Source organism: Actinocrinis sp. (genome assembly GCF_035938995.1).
Taxonomy (GTDB): domain Bacteria; phylum Actinomycetota; class Actinomycetes; order Streptomycetales; family Catenulisporaceae; genus DASZGI01.
Genome location: NZ_DASZGI010000100.1, coordinates 59410 through 82128, shown reverse-complemented (window position 1 = coordinate 82128; position 22719 = coordinate 59410). Strand labels below are relative to the sequence as shown.

Below are 22719 nucleotides of genomic sequence, written 5' to 3'. Positions count from 1 at the left end.
ATTCGTCCTGGGCGGCGGCCCGTAAGGTCTGCCGTCGGGAGCCCGGCGGCGAAATCAGGCTGGGAAATCCAACCGTGGAATCCGTCAGGCGGGCGGCGGGAGGTACGCGGTTTGGATCAGCATGGTGCCGTGTTTGCGTGAGACGAGGGTGCCGCGGCCCGGGGGCTGCTGGCTGGGGCGGACCTGGCCGATCAGCTGGCCCTCTTCGCGTTCGCCGGAGAGCATCAGGCCGGGCTGGCGGCTTTCGCGGATCCGCTGGATCAGCGGTTCGAACAGGGCCCTGCTGGCGCCTCCGGACGCCCGGCTGATGATCAGGTGGAAGCCGAGGTCCCTGGCCATGGGCAGGAACTCGCCCAGGGGGGACAGGGGATTGCTGCCCTGTGTCGCGACGAGGTCGTAGTCGTCCACGATGACGAACACCTCGGGGCCGGTCCACCAGGAGCGGGTTCGCAGTTGCTCCTGCGTCACGTCCGGGCCGGGCTGGCGCTTCTCCAGGAACGGGCGCACCTCGGCCACGACGCTCTGCACCGCCGGCGCCGCCGCGCAGTAGGCCAGCTGGTGGCTTTCCGGGATCGCGCCGAGCAGTGCTCTGCGGTAGTCCACCGCCAGGATTCTGGCTTGCTGCGGGGTGTAGGCCTCGGTGATGCCCTGAATGAGGGCGCGCAGGACGCTGGTCTTGCCGGATTCGCCCTCGCCGAACATCAGGAAGTGCGGGTCGGCGTTGAAGTCCAGGTACACCGGCTCGAGCTTGGTCTCGTCCACGCCGAGCGGCACCACCTGGCCGGGGCGCTGGGCCGCCGGGGGCAGCTCGTGGTAGCCGACCATGAGCGGGAGCATCCGCACCTTGGGGGCGGTCGGGCCCTGCCAGGCGTCTGCAATCGCGGCGACCGTCTTGGCCACGCCGTCGATCAGATCGGTGGCGTCTTCGACCCCGTCGATGCGGGGCAGCGCGCCGAGGAAGTGCAGCTTGCCCTTGGTCAGGCCGCGCCCCGGCGCGCCGGCCGGCACGTTCACCGCGACCTTGCGGTCGATGTCGGACTCCATCGGGTCGCCCAGGCGCAGCTCGATGCGGGTGTTGACGGCGTCCTTGAGCTGCGGGCGGATCTCGGCCCACCGCGCCGCGGTGATGATCACGTGCACGCCGAAGCCGAGGCCGCGCTGCGCGACGTCCAGGATGTCCTGCTCGAGCATCTCGAACTCGGTGCGCAGCGTCTGCCAGCCGTCGACCACCAGGAACACGTCGCCGAACAGCTCGTCGGGCAGCTCGCCGCGGGCCCGGCGGGCGCGGAAGGTGCCGATCGAGTCGATCCCGTTGCGGCGGAAGGACTCCTCCCGCTTGTCCACGATCGAGACGACCTCGGACACGATCCGGCGCACCACGTCCTGGTCCAGGCGGCCGCCGACACCGGACATGTGCGGGAGGCCACTGATGGTCGCCAGCGAGCCGCCGCCGAAGTCCAGGCAGAAGAACTGCACCTCGGCCGGGGTGTGCCCGAGCGCGAGCCCGGTCAGGATCGTGCGCACCATCGTCGACTTGCCGGTGCGCGGACCCCCGACGACCACCGCGTGCCCGGCCGCCGAGGACAGGTCGATCTGGTAGACCTCGCGCTTCTGCTCGATCGGCTTGTCCGCGATGCCGATCGGGACCAGAAGGCGACCCGAGCCGGAGTACTCCGTGGCCTGGAGACCACGTTGCGCGGTGGCTTGCAGGCCGGGCATCAGCTGGTCCAGGGTCGGCGGCTCGTTCAGCGGCGGCAGCCAGACCTGATGCGCGGGCGGGCCCTGGCCCTCCATCTGACGCACCAGGACGTCGAGCACGGTGTCGACCAGCGCGTCGTCCTCCTGCCTGGCCACCGGCGCCGCGACGACGGACTCGTCGATCCGCGGCGGCGCCTGGTAGGCGGAGGTGAAGAAGGTCGGACGGCGGTGGTCCAGCGTGCGCTCCACCGTCGTGCGGGTCTGCGGGCGGTAGGGCCCTGAGACGTACGCCGCCTTGAACCGGGCGCCGGCCGGGTTTCCGCCCTCCTGGCCCACGGTCTTGAGGTATCCGGAGCCGGGGATGGACGGGAGGTTGAAGGCGTCGGGCACGCCGAGTACGACCCTTGATTCGGCGGCGGAGAAGGTCTTCAGGCCGAGGCGGTAGGAGAGGTAGGTGTCCAGCCCGCGGAGTTTTCCTTCCTCCAGTCTCTGGCTGGCCAGGAGGAGGTGCACGCCCAGGGACCGGCCGATGCGGCCGATCTGGATGAACAGGTCCAGGAACTCCGGCTTGGCGGTCAGCATCTCGGAGAACTCGTCCAGCACGATGACCAGGTTCGGCATCGGCGTCAGCGCGGCGCCCGCGGACCTGGCCTTCTCGTAGTCGTGGATGTTCTTGAAGTTGCCGCCGTCCCGCAGCATCTCCTGGCGCCGGTTCATCTCCCCGACGATCGCGTCGCGCATCCGGTCGACCATCGTCAGGTCGTCGGCCAGGTTGGTGATCACCGCCGCGGTGTGCGGCATCTCGGACATGCCCGCGAACGTCGCGCCGCCCTTGAAGTCGGACAGCACGAAGTTGAGGTTCTCCGAGGAGTGGGTCACCGCGAGCGCCAGCACCAGGGTACGCAGCACCTCTGACTTACCGGAACCGGTCGCGCCGATACACAGGCCGTGCGGGCCCATGCCGCCCATCGCCGCTTCCTTGATGTCGATGATGACCGGCTCGCCGTTCTCCCCGACGCCGATGGGCACGCGAAGGCGGTCTTGGGGGGAGAGGCGTTTCCACCCGCGCCGGGTGTCGAACTGACCTGGGTCCCCGATGCCCATCAGGTCGGTGAAGTCCAGCGCTGACAACAGCGGCTCGTCGCCGTCCGCGCCGCCGCCGACTCGCAGCGGGGCGAGCTGCCGGGCCAGCGCCTCGGCCTGCGGGATCGACAGGCGGTCGGCGTTTCCGGTGAAGGTCGCGCCGCTCGCGGTCTCCAGGTGCAGCACCGTCCCCTCGATGCCGAGGTGGACGCCCCCGCGCACCGGTCCGGAGTGCCCGTCCACGTCGATCTCGACGACCGTGACGCCCATCAGGCCGTCGCCGTGCAGGAGCATCGATTCGCCGCTGGCCCGGGCGCCGTCCACGACGACCACGATGTGCGGCTGGTCGTACATCGGCGGCGCGTCGCGGGAGAAGCGCGCCCGGTCGGTCAGCTCCCCGCCGAGCGCGTCCTCCAGTTCCGCGGCGTCGCCGAAGATGAGCCGCACCGGGCCGGCCGCGTCGGTGTCCTTCGGGTGCTGAGCGTGCGGCAGCCACTTGACCCACTCCCAGTGCTGACGCCGGTTCTCCGCCGCGATCACGGCGATCCGCACCTCGTCGGGGGCGTGGAACGTGACCAGCTGCGCCAGGATCGACCGGGCCTCCGCGCGGGCGTCGTCCGCGGTGCCCGCCTTGCCCACCGGGCCGATCAGCACGTGCCAGAACGAGCGGAACGACACCGCGAGCGGCAACGCGTCGAGCGTCCCCTGCACCGTGATGAACCGGCGCAGCGCGTCCGCGCAGATCGGCTCCAGCTCGTCCACCGGCGCGGTGTCCGGCGCGACCAGCGGCGTCGAGAGCCGCTGCGCCCCGGAGCCGAGCCGCACCTGCGCGAAGTCGGCGTCCGTGGGCCTCCGCTCCCACAGCCGCTGCCCGCTGGTCACGATCGCCCACAGGTGCGCGGGCGCCGGATGCGACCACATCTGCGCGGTGTACTGCTGCTCCTGCGTCTCGCGGACCCTCGCGCGCACCTGGCTCAGGTAACGCAGATAGTCGCGGCGGGCGTCGGCCATCTTGCCCTTGCCCTGACCGCCCCTGCCCTTGGTCATCGACATGACGACGAAGCCGAGCGACGACAGCAGTGTCATGCCGCCCATCAGCTTCATCAGCATGTTCGTGCCGGGCATGAAGAAGAAGGCGACCGAGCCGACCCCCGCCAGCATCGGCAGCGCCTGCATCGCCGCGTCGCCCGCGCTCCCCTTCGCGGTCCGCGACAGCTCGGGCGGCGGCTCCAGATGGATTTCCCCCGACGGCACCTGCGGGGGATGCACCCGCGGCGGCCGCTTCACAATGACCGTGCTCAACCCGCAGCCCCTCCGTGTTCGATCGCTCGCCCGACGCGGCCCGGTCCCTGTGGCGCCACAGCCCCGCACCGTCCACGCCCGAAGCGCGCGCATGTGCTCCGACTTCGGAAAGCGCCCTCGACCGCCGTCGCCAGGGCGGTGTCGCGCTGCCCGAATACTAGTAGAGTGCTTCGCGCGCGAAATAGCCATGCGCGACGGGGACGAGGAGGGGCATTTCGTTGAGCAGCGTCGTGATGACAGGATTCTGCCGAATCACCGTAGTCGCGCCGAATATCCGGGTCGACGTCGCGCTGCCGGAGGACGTGCCGCTCGCCGAACTGCTGCCCGACGTGCTGCGCATGGCCGACCAGTGGCAGAGCGAGGGGGCGCACGCGGGGTTCGTGCTCGCCCGCCTCGACGGCTCAGAACTCGACACAGGGGTCTCCCTCGCCGCGCAGGGGGTGCGTAACGGGGACCTGCTATACCTGCGTCCGGCGACTGAGACGCTCCCGCCGCCGGTGTACGACGACGTGGTGGACGCGATCGCGAGCAGCGTCTCCGACAGCCGCCGGATGTGGGGCGGCCCGCACTTCCGGCGGGTCGGCCTGAGCGCGGGCGCAGTGCTGCTCGCCCTCGGTGCCTGGGTGCTGTGGACTGCGGGCAACCCGCACGGCATGCCCGCGTTCGTGGCCGGTCTCATGGCCCTGCTGCTTACTTTCGGCGGCGGCGTCCGCTCACGCGTATACGGCGACCACATCGGCGGCGCGGTCCTCGGCGGATGCGCCGTGCCCTACGCTTTTCTCGGCGGAATCGGCATCCTGCCGGTTGACGCTGGAGCCGGTCTGGGCCGTTCGCACTTCGTGGTCGGCTGCTGCGCGGTGCTCGTGATCTCCGCGATCGGCGCGATCATTCAGGAAGAGCACGACGAGCCGTACCTGGCCGCCGCCGTCGCGGCCGGCGCGGGCGCGATCGCCGGCGCGGCGGGCCTGGCGACCGGGGCCGACCCGGCCAAGCTCGCGGCCGGCGCCGGGACCGTCGCGCTCGCCGCCATCGGCTTCCTGCCCGGCCTCGCCCTGCGCCTCATGCGTTTCCCGATGCCGCAGCTGGTCGACGGCGCGCCGCAGGTCACCAGCGGTGCCCAGAAGGCGAGCCTGCCGCCCGGCAACGACGACCCGATCGACACCGCCGCGATCGAGCGGCGCACCCGGCGCGGGCACGAACTGCTCACCGGGCTGACCGCCGCCTGCATGCTGACCATCCTGCTCAGCTCGCTCACCCTGGCCTTCTCCACCGACGGCCGCGGCGGCGGCGTCTGGGCGCAGTGCCTGGCCGCCGTCCTCGGCCTGGCCGCGCTGTCCCGGGCCCGGCTGTTCCGGCGCGCGGGACAGGTCGGCACGCTGGTCTGGGGCGGCGCCGCGACGCTCGTGGTGCTGCTGGTCGGCGTCGGCATCCACGTGTCCGCCACTGCGCGGCAGACCTGGTTCTTCGGCGCGGTGTTGGCGGGCGGCCTGATCATGCTCGCGGTCGGGCTCGCCCTGCCGAACCGGTCGCTCTCGCCGCGCTGGGCCCGCACCGTCGACCTGCTCGACGGGCTGCTACTCGCCTCCGTCATCCCGGTCCTGCTCGGCGTGCTCGGTGTCTACGGGACCGTCCAGTCGGTCGGTCATTGAGCGCATCGAACGTCGGATAGACTTGACACATCCGACGGCTGGAGCTTGTCCGGCCGTCTCATGGGTTCATTCGCCTCCGTGACCTAGACCGGGGGCGCCCATACGAGTGAGCGAGAAGGAGCCGCCGATGTCCCTCGACGTCGCGACGAAGAAGCAGATCCTGGCCGAGTACGGCACCGCCGAGGGCGACACCGGCTCCCCCGAGGTCCAGGTCGCGCTGCTGACCAAGCGGATCAACGACCTGACCGAGCACCTGAAGGCGCACAAGCACGACCACCACTCCCGCCGCGGTATGTACCAGCTGGTGGGTAAGCGGCGGCGGCTGCTGAAGTACCTCGCCGCGAAGGACATCGAGCGCTACCGCTCGCTGATCGAGCGGCTTGGTCTGCGCCGATAGCGGCTGACTCACGGGAGCGGTGCCCGGCAGGATTCGGGCGCCGCTCCTTTGGCGTATCGCGCCCGGGGCCCTGGGCCGGCCGTTCGCCGTTGTGGTGTTTCGGGGCGCCAGGGCTGTGCTGCATGGGTTAGCGTGGCTATGGATAGCTAACTAAGTAAGGAAAGAGGGGCCCGCCCAAGGAGGGTGGGCCGCACGGCAGGAACGCGGCGTCCATCGCCGCAGAAAGAGGCCGATGCCGATCTTCGGTAGTGGCCGTCGGAGCCGCGGGAGACCCGCGGGCGCGCCGGCGGCTTCGATCGGAGACCGGTGTCCAACCTGAGGTCGCCGCTTCGGCGACGTCGCGTTCCGACGGACACGACAAGGAGGGCACCCGTGGAGGGTCCCAGCAGTTACACGACGGAAGCGGTCATCGACAACGGCCGCTTCGGCACCCGCACGGTCCGGTTCGAGACCGGGCGGCTGGCCCGGCAGGCGGCCGGGTCCGCGGTGGCATACCTCGACGGCGAGACGATGGTCCTCTCTGCGACGACCTACTCGAAGCACCCGAAGGACCAGCTCGACTTCTTCCCGCTGACCGTCGACGTCGAGGAGCGGATGTACGCGGCGGGCCGGATCCCCGGCTCCTTCTTCCGCCGCGAGGGCCGCCCGTCCGAGGACGCGATCCTCACCTGCCGGCTGATCGACCGGCCGCTGCGCCCCTCGTTCGCGAAGGGCCTGCGCAACGAGATCCAGATCGTGGCGACCATCATGGCGCTGCACCCGCAGCACCTCTACGACGTGGTCGCGATCAACGCCGCCTCCGCCTCCACCCAGCTGGCCGGGCTGCCCTTCTCCGGGCCGATCGGCGGCGTGCGGGTGGCGCTGATCGAGGGCCAGTGGGTCGCGTTCCCGACCCACGAAGAGCTCGGGGGCGCGGTCTTCGACATGGTCGTGGCCGGACGGGTGCTCGAGGACGGCGACGTGGCCATCATGATGGTCGAGGCCGAGGCCACCACGGCCACGATCGCGCTGGTCGCGGGCGGCGCCGTGGCGCCGACCGAGGAGGTCGTGGCCGAGGGACTCGAGGCCGCCAAGCCGTTCATCAAGACCCTGTGCGAGGCGCAGGCCGAGCTGGCCTCCAAGGCCGCCAAGCCGGTCGCCGAGTTCCCGCTGTTCCTGGACTACCAGCAGGACGTGTTCGACGCGGTCGCCGAGGCGGCCACCGCGGACCTGGCCGCCGCGCTGACCATCGCGGGCAAGCAGGAGCGCGAGGCCGAGACCGACCGGGTCAAGGCCGCCGTGGTCGAGAAGCTGGTCGGCCAGTTCGAGGGCCGGGAGAAGGAGATCCCCGGCGCCTTCCGCGCGCTGACCAAGAAGCTGGTGCGCGAGCGGATCATCCGCGACCGGGTCCGCATCGACGGGCGCGGCGTGGCCGACATCCGGGCACTGTCCGCAGAGGTCGAAGTCGTCCCGCGGGTGCACGGCTCGGCGCTGTTCGAGCGCGGCGAGACCCAGATCCTGGGCGTCACCACCCTCAACATGCTGCGGATGGAGCAGCAGCTGGACACCCTCGCGCCGGAGACGCGCAAGCGGTACATGCACAACTACAACTTCCCGCCGTACTCCACCGGCGAGACCGGCCGGGTCGGCTCGCCCAAGCGGCGCGAGATCGGCCACGGCGCGCTGGCCGAGCGGGCGCTGGTCCCGGTGCTGCCCGCCCGCGAGGACTTCCCCTACGCGATCCGGCAGGTCTCCGAGGCGCTCGGCTCCAACGGCTCCACCTCGATGGGCTCGGTCTGCGCCTCGACCATGTCGCTGCTGAACGCGGGCGTGCCGCTCAAGGCGCCGGTCGCGGGCATCGCGATGGGCCTGGTCTCGGCGGACGTCGACGGCAAGATCGAGTACGTCGCGCTGACCGACATCCTCGGCGCCGAGGACGCGTACGGCGACATGGACTTCAAGGTGGCCGGCACCAAGGAGTTCGTCACCGCGCTCCAGCTCGACACCAAGCTCGACGGCATCCCCGCCTCCGTGCTCGCCCAGGCGCTCAAGCAGGCCCGCGACGCGCGCCTGCACGTGCTCGAGGTGATGCTCGAGGCGATCGACGCGCCGGACGAGATGTCCGTCTACGCCCCGCGGATCATCACGGTGAAGATCCCGGTGGACAAGATCGGCGAGGTCATCGGCCCGAAGGGCAAGATGATCAACCAGATCCAGGAGGACACCGGCGCCGACATCACCATCGAGGACGACGGCACCATCTACATCGGCGCGGCCGACGGCCCGTCGGCGGAGGCGGCCCGGGTGACGATCAACCAGATCGCCAACCCGACCATGCCCGAGGTCGGCGAGCGCTACCTCGGCACGGTCGTGAAGACCACCACCTTCGGCGCGTTCGTCTCGCTGATGCCCGGCAAGGACGGCCTGCTGCACGTCTCGCAGCTGCGCAAGATCGCCGGCGGCAAGCGGGTGGAGAACGTCGAGGACGTGGTCAAGGTCGGCGACAAGCTGCAGGTGGAGATCGCCGAGATCGACCAGCGCGGCAAGCTCTCGCTCATCCCGGTGGTCGAGACCCCCGCCGAGGGCGAGGCGCCGGCGGCCTCGCCCGACGCGACGCCCGAGGCTTGATCCACCGAGCCGCTCCATGACCGATCGAGTCTCCTTCTCCGGTGCCGGGGAGCAGGCCCCCGGCACCACCGAGACCCTGCCGTCCACCGAGACGCTGCTACCCGGGTCGGCCGGTGCGGGCGCGCTGCGCCGCACCGTGCTGCCCGGGGGCGTGCGGGTCATCACCGAGGCGATGCCCTCGGTCCGTTCGGCGACCCTCGGGGTGTGGGTCGGCGTCGGCTCGCGGGACGAGGGCCCGCAGACCGCCGGCGCCAGCCACTTCCTCGAGCACCTGCTGTTCAAGGGCACGGCCCGGCGGTCCGCGCTGGACATCTCCGCCTCCATCGAAGCCGTCGGCGGCGAGATCAACGCGTTCACCACGAAGGAATACACCTGTTACTACGCGCGGGTGCTCGACGCCGACCTGCCGCTGGCGGCCGACGTGATCACCGACGTGGTGTCCTCGGCGCTGATCCGGCCGCAGGACGTCGAGTCGGAGCGCGGGGTGATCCTCGAGGAGATCGCGATGGCCGAGGACGACCCCGGCGACGTGGTGCACGACGAGTTCGCCCTCGCCCTGTTCGGCGACACCCCGCTCGGCCGCCCGATCGCCGGGACCGCCGCCTCGGTCAAGGGCCTGACCAGGGACCAGATCGCCGAGCACTACCACCGCCACTACGCGGGGCCCAACCTGGTGGTCGCGGCGGCCGGCAACCTCGAGCACGACCGCGTCGTCGAGCTCGTCTACGAGGGCCTGAGCCGCGGCGCCGCAGCCTCACACCTGAGCCTTGAAGGCGCGGTGGCGCCGTACGGGCCGCGCCAGCTGACGAGCGCACCGCCCTCGGGCACCGCGACACGCCTGATCAACCGCAAGACCGAGCAGGCGCACGTCGTGTTCGGCGTTCCCGGGGTGCACCGGACCGACGACCGGCGCTGGGCCCTCGGCGTGCTGGCGGCCGTCCTGGGCGGCGGCATGTCCTCGCGCCTCTTCCAGGAAGTACGGGAGAAGCGCGGCCTGGCCTACTCCGTGTACAGCTACGCCTCGCAGTACGCGGACGCCGGCTGCTTCGGCGTCTACGCCGGCTGCCAGCCCAAGCGACTGCGCGAGGTGCTGGGCCTGTGCCGCGCCGAGATCGAGAAGCTGGTCGAGGACGGCATCACCTCGGACGAGCTCGCCCTCGGCATCGGACAGCTGCGCGGCGGCATGGTGCTGGGCCTGGAGGACACCGGGTCGCGGATGAGCCGGATCGGCAAGGGCGAGCTGGTATACGGCGAGCACCTCTCGGTGGATGCCGTGCTCGACCTGATCTCCGGGGTCACGCTGGACGAGGTGCGTGCCGTGGCGGGGCAACTGCTGACGGCCGCTCCGGCGTTCGCTGTGATCGGGCCTTACAAGGACCCCTCCGCGTTCGCAGGGTAGGGGTAAGGGGCGTAGGAAGCCCGGGACGTAAGCGCCCGGGCTGGAGATCGACTGGGTAGGACGCAACGTGATCAAAGTAGCCGTGTTCGGCGCCGCCGGCCGGATGGGCAACCAGGTCTGCGAGGCGATCGAGGCCGCCGACGGGCTCACCGTAGCCGCCCGGATCGACCTGCACGACGACCCGAAGCTCGCCGTCGAGGCGGGCGCGACGGTCGCGGTCGACTTCACCCACCCCGGCGCGGTGATGGGCAACCTCGAGTTCTGCGTGCGCAACGGCATCCACGCCGTCGTCGGCACCAGCGGCTTCACCCCGGACCGGCTGGACACCGTGCGCGGCTGGCTCGCCGAGGCGCCGGCCGGCACCGGCGTGCTGATCGCCCCGAACTTCTCGCTCGGCGCCGTGCTGATGATGAAGTTCGCCGCGCGGGCCGCGCCGTACTTCGAGTCGGTCGAGGTGATCGAGCTGCACCACCCCGACAAGGCGGACGCGCCTAGCGGCACCGCGCTCCGCACCGCGCAGCTGATCGCCGAGGCCCGTGCCGCCGCGAACAGTGCCCCGCTGCCCGACGCGACCGTGGAGGACGCCGACCACCACCGCGGCGGGACCGTCGAGGGCATCCCCGTGCACTCGGTCCGGCTGCGCGGTCTGATCGCCCATCAGGAGGTCCTGCTCGGCGGCCGAGGCGAGACGCTGACCATCCGGCACGACTCGCTCGACCGGGTGTCGTTCATGCCCGGCGTGGTGCTGGCCGTGCGGCAGGTCGCCGACCACCCGGGGCTGACTCTCGGCCTTGAGCACTATCTGGACCTGTGATGCGCGCCCGGACGGCCGCGTTCCTCCTCGGCGCGGTCCTGGTCTTCTATCTGGCCCTGTGCCTGTGGAAGGGCATCCTCGCCCTCTATGACGCCGTCCACCTGCACTCGGCGCTGTCCGGAGCGTTCGGCGTCGGATTGCTGGTGTTCGGCTTCCTGGGCGGCTGGTTCCTGGTGCGCGAGATCCAGTTCGGCTTCGCCACCGAGCGGCTGGCGGTCACCCTCGACGACGCCCACGAGTCGGGCCAGGAGGAGATCGACGCGCTGCCCAGGTCGCCGGGCGGCCGGATCGACCGCGCCGCGGCGGACGGACTGTTCGCCCGGCGCAAGGCCGAGACCGAGGCCGCGCCCGGCGACTGGCGCACCTGGTACCGGCTCGCCACCGCCTACTCGGCGGCGAAGGACAAATCGCGCGCCAGAGCCGCCATGCGCCACGCAATCCGCCTGGCCCGGCAGCCGTAGCTCGTAATCACTGCACGGAGGATTCCCCACCCGCCTCCTCGCTTCGCTCCGGGGGCGTGTCGGGCTTGGCTGTGCTCAGGTCGCGTCGACCGGTGTGGTCTGTGCCGCGCGTGCTCCGTCCTCGCTCCGCTCGGCCGTCCGCTCGCGGTGACGCTTCGCTTGCGCCTGCGGCTGGCCCGGCGTCCGCCGGAACTGAGCTCCCGTTCACCCAACCCTCCGCTCCCGCGGCCCGAGGGGCCGCTACGCGGACTGGACGCGCCGCCCGGCTCCTCGCGTCGGGCCTGGCGGCCCTCCGCTCCGGGGCCGGGCGGCGCTGGATCGTGCGCTTACGTCCCGCTTTCAGAGCGCGGTTCGGCGGCGGATTTCTTCAGTGAAGTTGGGCACGCCGCAGCGTTCGAGGCGGGCTAGCAGTCCGCTCAGGTCCATCGGAGGCTTGCGGAACCGGCTTGCTTGCCGCCGCAGGGCCGCGAGGACCGTCGCTGGCGCGAGGTCGAGCTGATCAAGGAGGAAAGCGTCGGGATGCACGGCTTCGATGTTGAGCGGTTCGAGGCGTGCCGTGGGAAAGTCGACGAGATTGAAGGTCACGATCGACTGCGCGCCGCCTGCGATCGCCGCCGCGAGCACGTGCGTGTCGTCGGGATCGGGAAGATCGAGCCCGTGACAAGCGGTTCCCAATCCTCGACCATCGCGTCGTCGAACGCGGTATTCATGAGGAGCAGAGTTCGATCGAAGGCGTCGGCGTCGACTTCGCGTTTGGCAAGCACGTTGCGGCGGACCTCGGCGAGGATCGCCGCGGACCACAGCGGGCGAAAAAGCTCCTGCTCGGCAAGCGTGAGCACGGTGTCGCGAAGGAAGTTCGGAAACAGGACGCACGCGTCAAGCACGGCTGCGAACACGGTCACCGTGTTTCGGTGTCGGACTCGTCGCGGTAGAGCCCGAGTTCCTCGGTTTGCCGCACGAGTTCGTCAAGCGACTCCTTGCGCTCGCTCCTGCGCCGATCCTGATAGTCGAGCAGATCGTCCAGCCGGATGCGGCGGTGGCGCCCGGGCAGTTCGAAGGGGATCTTTCCCTCTTCGAGCAGCTTAATCAGCGTGGGCCGGCTAACACCGAGCAGTTCGGCGGCTTCCTGAGTGGTCAACCGCTGCGCAAGGGGCGCGATGGTGATTGCGCGGCCCGCTCGCATGGCGGCAATGACTTGCGCGAGGACATCGAGCAAAGCCGGTGGCAGGTGGACCATCGAGCCGTCGCGCGCGATGAGTGCGAGTGTCGCGGGCGTCTCCGTCAGGAGGGCGGCGATCTCGTCCAGCTCATGCTGTTCGCCGGGGTCTGTCGGAGGCAGGACTGGTCGCTCAGCCATGACTGTCATCGTGACTCGCCTCCGCCTTCGTGGGGGGACCCGTAAGGGCATGATCGCGCCAAATCGAAAGAATCGCAAGTTTGATCGTTAGTGTAATCGCGGAAGCTGCCAGCCCGCCGCGACCAGAACGATCCAGCGCCGCCAGGCCCTCCGCTCCGGGGCCGGGCGGCGCGTCCAGTCCGCATAGCGGCCCCTCGGGCCGCGGAGCGGAGGGTTGGGTGGGCGGGAGCTCAGTTCCGGCGGACGCCGGGCCAGCCGCAGGCGCAAGCGAAGCGTCACCGCGAGCGGACGGCCGAGCGGAGCGAGGACGGGAGCGCGTGGGACTGACCGTGCAGCGTCAGACCTCGACGACGACCGGCACGATCATCGGCCGGCGGCGGAACGTATCCGACACCCACTTGCCGACCGTGCGCCGCACCAGCTGCTGAAGCTGGTACGCGTCGCCGACGCCGTCCGCGGCGGCCTGCGCCAGCGCCTCCTCGATCAGTGGGGTGACCGCGGCCAGCCGGTCGTCGTCGATCCCGGCGCCCCGGGACTGCACCTGCAGACCGCCGCTGACCTTGCCGGTGTCCGCGTCGACCACCACGAACACCGAGATGAAGCCCTCCTCGCCGAGGATCCGCCGGTCCTTCAGGCTCGCCTCGGTCACGTCGCCGACCGACAGCCCGTCCACGTACACGTAGCCGCACGGCACCTTGCCGCTGATCCGCGCGACCCCGTCGACCAGGTCCACCGCGACGCCGTCCTCGGCGATCACGATCCGGTCCGCCGGGACGCCGGTCAGCTGGGCCAGCTCCCCGTTCGCCCGCAGGTGGCGCCACTCACCGTGCACCGGCATGACGTTGCGCGGCCGGGCCAGGTTGTAGAAGTAGAGCAGCTCGCCGGCCGAGGCGTGGCCCGAGACGTGCACCTTCGCGTTGCCCTTGTGCACCACCTTCGCGCCCCACCGGGTCAGGCCGTTGATGACCCGGTAGACGGCCGTCTCGTTGCCCGGGATCAGCGAGGACGCCAGGATCACCGTGTCGTCCTCGACGATCCGGATCTGGTGGTCGCGGTTGGCCATCCGGGACAGCGCCGCCATCGGCTCCCCCTGGGAGCCGGTGCACACCAGCACGACCTGTTCGGGGGCGTAATCGTCGAGCGCCCGCGCGTCGACCATCAGCCCGTCCGGAACCCTCAGATAGCCGAGGTCGCGCGCGACCCCCATGTTGCGCACCATCGAGCGGCCGACAAAGGCCACCTTGCGCCGGTTCTTGGCGGCGATGTCCAACACCTGCTGGATGCGGTGCACGTGGCTGGCGAAGGAGGCCACGATGATCCGCCGGGTGGCCTGGGCGAACGCCCGCTCCAGTGCCGGGGCGATCTCCCGCTCGCTGGGCACGAAGCCGGGCACCTCGGCGTTGGTGGAGTCGGCCAGCACCAGGTCGATCCCGCGCTCGCCGAGCTTGGCGATCCCGGTCAGGTCGGTCAGCCGGCCGTCCAGAGGCAGCTGGTCCATCTTGAAGTCGCCGGTGTGCAGCACCGTCCCGGCGCCGGTCTCGATCACCACCGCGAGCGCGTCCGGGATCGAGTGGTTGACCGCGAGGAAGGAGCAGTCGAACGGGCCGATCCGCTCGGTCTCGCCCTCCTTGACCTCGAGCGTGTACGGCCGGATGCGGTGCTCGGCGAGCTTGGCCTCGATCAGCGCGAGGGTGAGCTGCGAGCCCACCAGCGGGATGTCGGCGCGCTCCCGCAGCAGGTACGGCACCGCGCCGATGTGGTCCTCGTGGCCGTGCGTCAGGACCACCGCGACCACGTCGTCGTACCGGTCCCGGATCGAGGTGAAGTCCGGCAGGATCAGGTCCACGCCGGGTTGATCGGGCTCGGGGAAGAGCACCCCGCAGTCGACGATCAGGAGCTTGCCGGCGTACTCGAAGACGGTCATGTTCCGGCCGATCTCGCCGAGCCCGCCGAGCGGGGTGATACGCAGCGCGCCTTCCGGCAGCTCCGGCGGTTGCCCCAGATCGGGATGCGGGTGGCTCATCAAGCGGCTCCAGTTCGCGGTCGCGTCGTTCATCCGCGCGGCGCACGCCGTCCGGGTCGTGTGCCCGGTGCGGTGCCCCGCGCCGTGGTCGGCTGTGGTGGATTTGGTTGTGGTGGATCAGTCAGGGGGTCGGGCTGGACGGGGGTCTGGTCGGTGGTACGGGTGGTGCCGAGCTCGGGTGCGGCCGCCTTGGGCGTGGCTGGGCGGCTGTCAGAGGGCGATACCGCTGTCCGCCAAGTCCTGCCGCAGAACCTCCAGTTGCTGCTCCGTGAGGTCCACCAGCGGGAGGCGCACCGGGCCGCTCGGCAGGCCGAGCCGGCGCAGCGCCGCCTTCGTGGTGATTACCCCCTGGGTGCGGAAAATACCGGTGAAGACCGGCAGCAGCGACCGGTGGATGTCACGGGCCTTGCCTGCCTCGCCGGCGAAGTAGGCGTCGAACATCGCCCGCAGATCGGCCGCGACCAGGTGGCTCGCCACCGACACGCAGCCGACTGCGCCGATCGACAGCAGTGGCAGGTTCAGAATGTCGTCGCCCGAGTAGTAGGCCAGGTCGGTGCGCGCCATCACCCAACTGGACGCGCCGAGGTCTGCCTTGGCGTCCTTGACCGCCACGATCCGGTCGTGCTCGGCGAGCCGCACCAGCGTCTCCGACTCGATCGGGGTGGCCGTGCGCCCCGGGATGTCGTAGACCATCACCGGAAGGCCGGTGGCGTCGGCGATGGCGGTGAAGTGGCGGTACACGCCCTCCTGGGGCGGCTTCGAGTAGTAGGGCGTCACCGCGAGCAGTCCCTCGGCCCCGGCCCGCTCGGCGGCGACCGCCTGGGCCACCGAGTGGCGGGTGTCGTTCGTGCCCGCCCCGGCGATCACGTGCGCCCGGTCCCCGACCGCCTCCACCACCGCGCGGATGAGCGCGGTCTTCTCCTCGTCCGTCGTGGTCGGCGACTCCCCGGTGGTGCCGCTGAGCACGAGGCCGTCGCAGCCGGCCTCGATCAGGTGCGCGGCCAGCCGCTGGGCGCCGTCGAGGTCGAGATCGCCGTCGGCGGTGAACGGGGTGACCATCGCGGTCAGGATGCGGCCGAACGGCGCTTGGGGCGAGGACATGCTGGAGGCCATGGGATAAAGCTACCGGGCGGTGGTGACCCGCGTCAGGTCCAGTGCCCGCGCCCTGTGGATAAACCCGTGCCAGCCACCACCGCGCGCCGCTAAGTCAGCAGGGCCGGTGGGGCTCTCCGGCACCCGTCCACCGGGTCGGCTCACAAGCCCGGACCGACCGTGGAAGGATCCCGTCGCCTCCTGCTCGGGGGTCCAGGAGGCGACGGGATCCGCTATGACTATCGACGATCCACGACGGAAGACACGGCGCTGGGCACTGTTTTCATCCGATTGGGTGGTGGTCGCACCAGTTCGGGCGGTGCGCGGCGGCGAGGCCGCTCCCCTCCCGCCGGTTACGGAGCGACCCGGCCGTTCCGGTTGAACGCGGCATGAGTGAGCGGCATCTCCCGCGCGAAGAACTCCTCCATCCGCTCGGCCACCATCTCGATCTCCCGCTGCGGGAACGAGGGGAACGCCGAGTCCTCCCGCTTGGTGCGCAGCGACAGGAAGTGCATCAGGGCCCGCGCGTTGCAGGTCGCGTACATGGAGGAGAAGATCGACACCGGCAGTACGCCGCGGGCGACCTCGCGGGCGACTCCGGCCTCGAGCATCTCCAGGTACGCGCGGTACGCCTCGAAGCACACCCGGCGCGTCGCCTCGTCCACCAGCTTGTGCTGCTCCGGCGTGCCGTCGACGAACACGTACCGGCCCGGCTTGCCCTCCTGCACCAGCTTGCGCTCGGGGCCGGGCACGTAGAACACCGGCTCCAACCGGCGGTAGCGCCCGCTCTCCTCGTTGTAGCTGAAGGTCCGGTGGCGATGGAACTCCCGGAACACGAAGATCGGCGCGGAGACGAAGAAGGTGAACCGGTTGTGCTCGAACGGGCTGCCGTGCCGGTCCCGCATCAGGAAGTTGATCAGCCCGGCCGAGCCCGAGGCGTCCGCGCCGACCTGGTCCAGGGACTGCTCGCCAGTAGTGGACACCCGGGCGGCGAACAGCACATCCGAATCGCGGGCCTGGGCTTTGACCAGTTCGACGGTGACGTCCGAGCGGAAGCGCACGTCCTCCAACGGGGCGTTCGCGGCCTCGGAGGACGGCTGGGCTGATTCGGTCACGGCGCTGCTCCCTCGTTCCCGGTGCGGGACCGGCCCGCGATCGGCCGGTCCGCGCAAGCGTATCGGGAGGGACTGACGCCGCCCGGTCCCCGGCTGCGGCGCGTCAGGGAGAGCGAGAGCGCGTCAGGCGGTGAGGTTGGTGAGCGTGGCCACGTCGAGCGGGCCGTTGATGGTGCCCGCCGAGTCCATCAGCCGGTTCACGATCTCCAGCTTGGCCGGCAGCACCACGGTGGGGTAGGTGCCCAGCTGCATCGCCGTGGTCACCAGCGGGTCGTTGCCGGCCGCCGTGCCCAGCGCGGTCTCCACCGCGATCCGCTGCCCGCCGGTCGCCTGCAGCTTGGCCATCACCGCGGCGAAGATCGCCGTGGTGCGCGGGTACCTGGTCACGAAGTCGGTGGTGGCGAAGTAGCCGTCCACCGGCATGTCGGCGGCGTTGCCGCTGGCCAGATCCGCCGCCACGCGCAGGCTCGCGTCGATCTCGCCCGCGGTCACGTACGGCTCCTGCAAGGCCCCAGCGGTGATCTGCCCGCTCGCCACGGCCTTGATGACGGTGGTCGGGTCGCCGAGGTTCACGATCCCCGCGCAGTTGCCGATCGCGACCGGCGTGCTCTGCGACTGGAGCCAGTTCGACAGCGCCAGGTACTCGGTGCTGTAGTAGCTGCTCACCCCGATCGTGTAGCCGCTCTTGCAGAAGTCGCGGCCGTTCTGCAACGGGAGGTTCGGCGCCACGCCGCCCTTGCGCACCACGAGCGCGATCGTGTCCGGCGCGGCGTCGTATGCCTCGCTGACGATGCGCATCTGGTTCTTCGCGGTGAGGTCCTGGCTGGCGTTGCCGTCGCCGCTGAGGAACTGCGAGTACTCGCCGTAAGCGATGTCGATCTTGTTCTGCGCCAGCGCGGCGAGCTCGTCGGACTCGCTGGCGAACTTCTGCTCGGTGATCGCCAGGCCCGCGTCGCTGAAGCTGTGGTACGACGGCGAGATCCCGATCTCGAACGGCACCACGCCCACCGAGTCCACCACCCCGACCCGCAGGTTGGTGGTGTCGGGGCTGCCGAGGCCGCTCGAGCCTCCGCTGCACGCGGTCGCCGAAACCGCCACGGACGCTGCGGCCACGCCCAGCGCGAGCCCGGTCAGAAGGCGCCGCCGTCGGGCGGTCCGGCGCGGGTGGGACATGGGGCTACCTCTCGGGACGTTCAGACGCCTGCGGCGCAATGCTAATCGACCTCAATGCCCGCGACGAATGGGGTGTCGGCGATATCCTGCGACGCCGGGGATTCAAGTTCACCGAAGCGTGCGGAAAGCCGGGCGCGAGGCCCGCGACTACGCTTCGCGGTCCTACGAGCACGGACCGTAGAAGATCGCATCTTCCCTGCTCAGTCGCGGGTTCGGCGACGTGGCGGCAGTTTGACAGCGGAGGGGGGCAATGCGCCAGCCGCGGTACCAAATTTTTCCGAAATTCGGTCCGGTACCTCCCGTTTTGCCCAAGATATTCACCGGCATGTCGTCGATTCCTCCTACCCTCGTCTTGGCCTCAGTACCAGAGCTGTGCTGGAATGCGTTTCCTGAACGGACCGCCGGGCGAGCCCGTCGCGGTCGACCGACGCCGACCGCTGAGCGCGTCCACCGAAACGCCGCCCGGCGCGCCGGCTACCGGTACGTAAAACCGCGACGCGCGCAGTAAGTGCGGCCACGAACTTGGTGAGGGCAAGTGCAGACACGTCCCGTGACCCCGCGCCGCGACGCGGCCCAGGCGGGGGCGCGCGCGGGCCGGCCGGGCGGCTCGGACCGCCGTCGGCCCACACAGCCCGCGGATCCGGCCCCGGCGGCGCCCCCCGCCAAGAACCCGGGCCTGTTGTCGCTGCGCAGCTGGCGGGTGCGCAACCGGCTGACGCTGCTCGTGCTGCTGCCGCTGATCGCGGCGATCTCGCTGGCCGCCGCGCGTATCAGCACGCTGTACCAGGACCGGCAGCACTTCCAGAACGTCCAGTTCCAGGCGAAGACCGCGGAGACCGTCGAAGGGCTGCTGCTGGTCCTCCAGCAGGAGCGGGACGCCGCCACGGTGTGCCTGGCGGTGATGAGCCCGTGCAACATGGCCGCGGCCGGGAACAACGCCGACGACCAGGCGCTGGTCACCGCGTTCACCACGGCGACCCAGGCGTCGCTGACCGTGCAGGACCAGCTGCGCTCCGCCGCCCTCCAGGTGATCAACGGCAGCTCCTACTCCCCGGTGCTGCGTGCGCTGTCCGCCGAGGCCGACGGCCGCGCGGTCACCGACCTGCCCTCGATCCGCATCGTCGTGACGCAGAAGGCGGTCCCGTTCACCGTCGCCTATAGCACCTACACCAGCATCATCGACGACCTGCTCTTGGTGCTCGACGCGGGCACCGCAGGCACCTCGGACGCGACCGTGTCCCAGGACGGCGCCACGGTCGGCGCGATCGCGAACATGATCGAGGCGCAAGCGATCGGCCAGGTGTTCACCGAGCAGGTGCTCGCGGCTCAGGGCCCGCTTCAAGAGCAGCCGCTCCAGCAGCAGCAGATCGCCGGCCTGAACCAGGCGATCGCCGCGGAGACCGCCGCGCAGAGCTCGTTCGAGAAGTCCGCGACCCCCTCGCTGCTGCAGTCGTTCCAGGCGACCGTCTCGGGGCCGGAGGTCGCCTCCGCCCAGGGCGCCCTCACCACGGCGCTCCAGGTCCTCCAGGGCCAGCTGCGCTACGGCCAGAGCCAGTTCCCGAGCAACGCCACCGTCGTGCGGGACGAGTCGCTTCCGGTCGCGATCGGCGATATGCGCACGGTCCAGGCCACCGCGACCCAGCAGATGGAGGCGGACACCCAGTCCCTGCTGAACGGCGCGCAGTCGGACCTGTACAAGAACGCCGCGATGATCATCCTGGCGTTGATCCTGTCCTTCGTCGGCATCGTGCTCGTCGCCCGCTCGCTGGTCGGCCCGCTGCAGGCGCTGCGCACCGGCGCCCTGGACATCGCGGCCAACCGGCTTCCCGAGATAGTCCGCCGCCTGCGCGACGCGGACGCCTCCTTCGACGCCGAGTCCGCGGTCGATCCGATCCCCATCACCTCGAACGACGAGATCGGGCAGGTGGCCCGGGCGTTCGACGAGGTCCACATGCAGGCCGTCCGGCTGGCGTCCGAGCAGGCGCTGCTGCGGTCGAACGTCAATTCGATGTTCGTCAACCTCTCCCGCCGCTCGCAGTCGCTGGTCCAGCGCCAGCTGCGGCTTATCGACGAACTGGAGAACAGCGAGCAGGACCCGGACCAGCTGGCGAACCTGTTCAAGCTGGACCACCTGGCCACGCGCATGCGGCGCAACGGGGAGAACCTGCTGGTCCTCGCGGGCGAGGAGCCGGGTCGCAAGTGGAGCCAGGCGGTGCGCCTGCTGGACGTCATGCGGGCCGGCGCCTCCGAGGTGGAGCAGTACGAGCGGGTCGCCCTGCGCGACCTGCCCGACGTCAACGTGCTTGGCCGGGTCGTCAACGACCTGGTCCACCTGGTCGCCGAGCTGCTGGAGAACGCGACCTCGTTCTCCGCGCCGGAGACCAAGGTCTCGGTCACCGCGAACATGCTCAACACCGGCGGCGTCATGCTCGAGATCGAGGATGCCGGCATCGGGATGACCCCGGAGGAGCTGGACGACGCCAACGAGCGGCTGGCCAACCCGCCGGTCATCGACGTCGCCATCTCCCGCCGCATGGGCCTGTACGTGGTCGGCCGGCTGGCCACCCGGCACGGCATCCAGGTGCGGCTGCGGCGCTCGGCGGGCGGCGGCATCACCGCGCTCGTGCTGGTGCCCAGCACCCTGCTGGCCGGCGCCGAGGGCGAGCAGCAGGCGCCGACCCCGGAGCTGTCGGCGACCGGCGCCCGCTCGCTCGGCGCCCTGCCCCGGCGGCCCGGCGGCCAGCTCGGCTTCCCGGCCCAGCCGGACAGTCCCGAATCCGGCGCGCCCGGGGACCGCGGTGTGTTCCCCAGCGAGGGCTCGGCCGCCCCGCCGTACCGCGGCGCGGCCCCGGCGGCGCTGTCCAACGGCGACCAGTTCGCCGACCTGCCCACGCTCGGCCCGGCGCCGACCCCGACCCGGCCGATCGGCCCGGGCGAGGAGCTGCCGCGCCGTCAGGACCCGGCGTCCCGCGGCGAAGGCGCGCTCAACGAGGCCGGGCCCGGCGGACCGCCGAACATCCCCGGCGCCCGCACGCCGTTCGAGGACCGCGACCGGCCGCCGTTCGGCCACGACCCAGCGCCCACCGGCCCGATGCCGGCCGTGCCGCCGCTGCCGCTGAGCCCGGACTTCCCGACCGGCGAGTTCCCGATCCCGGACTTCCCGCCGTTCCCCGGCCCGGGCGCCGACGACGCGCTCGGCTCGAGCGGGCGGTTCCAGACGCCCGGTGCGGGCCGGCCGGAGCCGGGCCGCACGCCGCCGCCGGGACCCGGGGCGCCCGCCCAGTTCAACGCCCCCGGCCCGCGGCCCGGCGAGCCGCGACCCGACGCCGGCCGACCCGAGCCTGGCCGAGGCGATCTGGGCCGAAGCGACCCCGGCCGCATCGACACGGGCCGCATCGACCCCGCCCAGCCGGGCGCCGGCCGGGCCGACACCGGGCAGATGCCGCGGATCCAGGACCCCTCCGGGTCCGGCCAGTTCCCGCTGCCGCCCGTGCGCGGTCCCGAGCCGTCCGCCCCGCCGCAGCCTCCGGCACCGTTCCAGCCCCCGGTCGCGCCGCAACCCGCGGCGTCGCTCCTGCCCCCGCCGTCGGCGCCGCAGCTGCCCCCGGCCGCGCCGCCCGGGCCCACCGCGGTGGAGCGGCTGTTCGCCCAGGACCCGCTGCCCCCGGCCCCGGTCACCGACGAGCGGCTGCCGATCTTCGAGGCGATGGAGTCCGAGTGGTTCCGCCGCCGCGACGAGGCCCGCGCCCAGGCCGCCATGGCCCGGCCCGTCACCCCGACCCTGGGGGCCGCGCCGACCACCACCCCCGGTCCCGTCCGTCAGACTGCTGCGCCGCCGGCCGCCCCGGCTCCGGTAGCACCCGTGGCGCCCAGGCCGCCGGTGTCCGGGCCCTCCGAGGCCAAGCCGCCGACGACTCAGCCTCCTGTGTCCCCACCGCCTGTGTCCGCACCACCCGTGCCTGCACCGCCTGTGTCCCGACCCCCGGCGTCTCAACCAGCTGCGTCTCAACCCCCTGCACCCCAACCCTCTGTGCCCCGGTCCCCGGTGAGCGGTCCGCCGCCCACCCCGGCACCCGCGGCTCCGGCCCCGGCCGCGCAGACGCCCCCGCCGGCGTCCCCGGCCGCTCCGGTGCGGCCCACGGTCATCCCCGTGCAGCCGCTGCCGACGGCGCCCGCCCCCGAGCCGCTGACCGCGAACTCCGGAGGAGTCAAGCACATGGACAACGCCGGATCCTGGTCGTCGCCGGGAGACGAGGGGTGGAAGGCGGCCCAGGCGGCGGCCAAGCCGGTCGCGGCCGGGCTGACGCAGAAGGGTCTGCCGAAGCGGGTGCCCAGGTCCAACCTGGTGCCCGGCTCGGCGGGCGGCTCCGGCGCGGCGAAGGCGGCGCCCCCGCCGATCCCGCCGCGCTCGGCGGATGCGGTGCGCGGCCGGCTCTCCAGCTTCCATCAGGGGCTGCGGCAGGGGCGCGACGCGGCGTCGTCCGGCGAGCCCGAAGCGGGCAAGGACAAGGGCGCTGCCGGATCCGACGGGAAGGGCGCATGATGTTTG

At 71.4% G+C, this 22719-nt stretch carries 15 protein-coding genes; 7 read left to right on the top strand and 8 right to left on the bottom strand.

Annotation, left to right across the window (positions count from 1 at the left end; genetic code table 11):
- Positions 1–84 precede the first annotated feature (84 nt).
- A complete protein-coding gene (gene eccCa / locus VGZ32_RS06590) occupies positions 85–4083 on the bottom strand; it encodes a type VII secretion protein EccCa (RefSeq protein WP_326884947.1) in 3999 nt (1332 codons plus the stop codon).
- 218 nt (positions 4084–4301) lie between these two features.
- On the opposite strand from eccCa, the gene eccD reads away from it, so the two are divergent.
- The 6 genes from eccD (at position 4302) to VGZ32_RS06560 (ending at position 11410) form a co-directional block, all read left to right on the top strand.
- Positions 4302–5732: a type VII secretion integral membrane protein EccD gene (eccD, locus tag VGZ32_RS06585; RefSeq protein ID WP_326884946.1), complete on the top strand. Its 1431-nt coding sequence runs from the start codon at positions 4302–4304 to the stop codon at positions 5730–5732.
- Positions 5733–5859: 127 nt separating this feature from the next.
- Positions 5860–6129, top strand: coding sequence for a 30S ribosomal protein S15 (gene rpsO / locus VGZ32_RS06580; RefSeq protein ID WP_326884945.1), 270 nt, complete (start codon positions 5860–5862; stop codon positions 6127–6129).
- Between the two features lie 372 nt (positions 6130–6501).
- A complete protein-coding gene (locus VGZ32_RS06575; RefSeq protein WP_326884944.1) occupies positions 6502–8736 on the top strand; it encodes a polyribonucleotide nucleotidyltransferase in 2235 nt (744 codons plus the stop codon).
- 16 nt (positions 8737–8752) lie between these two features.
- Positions 8753–10135: a pitrilysin family protein gene (locus VGZ32_RS06570; protein WP_326884943.1), complete on the top strand. Its 1383-nt coding sequence runs from the start codon at positions 8753–8755 to the stop codon at positions 10133–10135.
- A 70-nt stretch (positions 10136–10205) separates the two neighbouring features.
- On the top strand, positions 10206–10949 hold the full coding sequence (dapB, locus tag VGZ32_RS06565) for a 4-hydroxy-tetrahydrodipicolinate reductase (protein WP_349263518.1): 744 nt from the start codon (positions 10206–10208) through the stop codon (positions 10947–10949).
- Complete coding sequence (locus tag VGZ32_RS06560; RefSeq protein ID WP_326884941.1) at positions 10949–11410, top strand: hypothetical protein; 462 nt, start codon at positions 10949–10951, stop codon at positions 11408–11410. The genes dapB and VGZ32_RS06560 overlap by 1 nt, the downstream gene beginning before the upstream one ends.
- A gap of 339 nt (positions 11411–11749) precedes the next feature.
- Here VGZ32_RS06560 and VGZ32_RS06555 read toward each other — a convergent pair whose 3' ends face one another.
- From VGZ32_RS06555 to VGZ32_RS06525, 7 genes are all read right to left on the bottom strand, one after another.
- The gene (locus VGZ32_RS06555) at positions 11750–12034 is read right to left on the bottom strand and encodes a hypothetical protein (protein WP_326884940.1); all 285 of its coding nucleotides are present in this window, start codon (positions 12032–12034) and stop codon (positions 11750–11752) included.
- The gene (locus tag VGZ32_RS06550) at positions 11992–12312 is read right to left on the bottom strand and encodes a hypothetical protein (RefSeq protein WP_326884939.1); all 321 of its coding nucleotides are present in this window, start codon (positions 12310–12312) and stop codon (positions 11992–11994) included. The genes VGZ32_RS06555 and VGZ32_RS06550 overlap by 43 nt, the downstream gene beginning before the upstream one ends.
- The gene (locus VGZ32_RS06545; protein WP_326884938.1) at positions 12309–12767 is read right to left on the bottom strand and encodes a helix-turn-helix domain-containing protein; all 459 of its coding nucleotides are present in this window, start codon (positions 12765–12767) and stop codon (positions 12309–12311) included. Before VGZ32_RS06545 ends, VGZ32_RS06550 begins: the two co-directional genes overlap by 4 nt.
- Positions 12768–13104: 337 nt before the next feature.
- Entirely contained in the window at positions 13105–14790 is a 1686-nt protein-coding gene (locus tag VGZ32_RS06540) for a ribonuclease J (protein WP_349263517.1), read from the bottom strand.
- A 210-nt stretch (positions 14791–15000) separates the two neighbouring features.
- Positions 15001–15903: a 4-hydroxy-tetrahydrodipicolinate synthase gene (gene dapA / locus VGZ32_RS06535; RefSeq protein WP_326884936.1), complete on the bottom strand. Its 903-nt coding sequence runs from the start codon at positions 15901–15903 to the stop codon at positions 15001–15003.
- A gap of 332 nt (positions 15904–16235) precedes the next feature.
- On the bottom strand, positions 16236–16997 hold the full coding sequence (gene thyX, locus VGZ32_RS06530; protein ID WP_326884935.1) for an FAD-dependent thymidylate synthase: 762 nt from the start codon (positions 16995–16997) through the stop codon (positions 16236–16238).
- 123 nt (positions 16998–17120) lie between these two features.
- Positions 17121–18170, bottom strand: a complete 1050-nt coding sequence (locus VGZ32_RS06525; protein WP_326884934.1) for an ABC transporter substrate-binding protein — start codon at positions 18168–18170, stop codon at positions 17121–17123.
- Between the two features lie 535 nt (positions 18171–18705).
- On the opposite strand from VGZ32_RS06525, the gene VGZ32_RS06520 reads away from it, so the two are divergent.
- Positions 18706–22713, top strand: coding sequence for a nitrate- and nitrite sensing domain-containing protein (locus VGZ32_RS06520; protein WP_326884933.1), 4008 nt, complete (start codon positions 18706–18708; stop codon positions 22711–22713).
- Positions 22714–22719 lie beyond the last annotated feature (6 nt).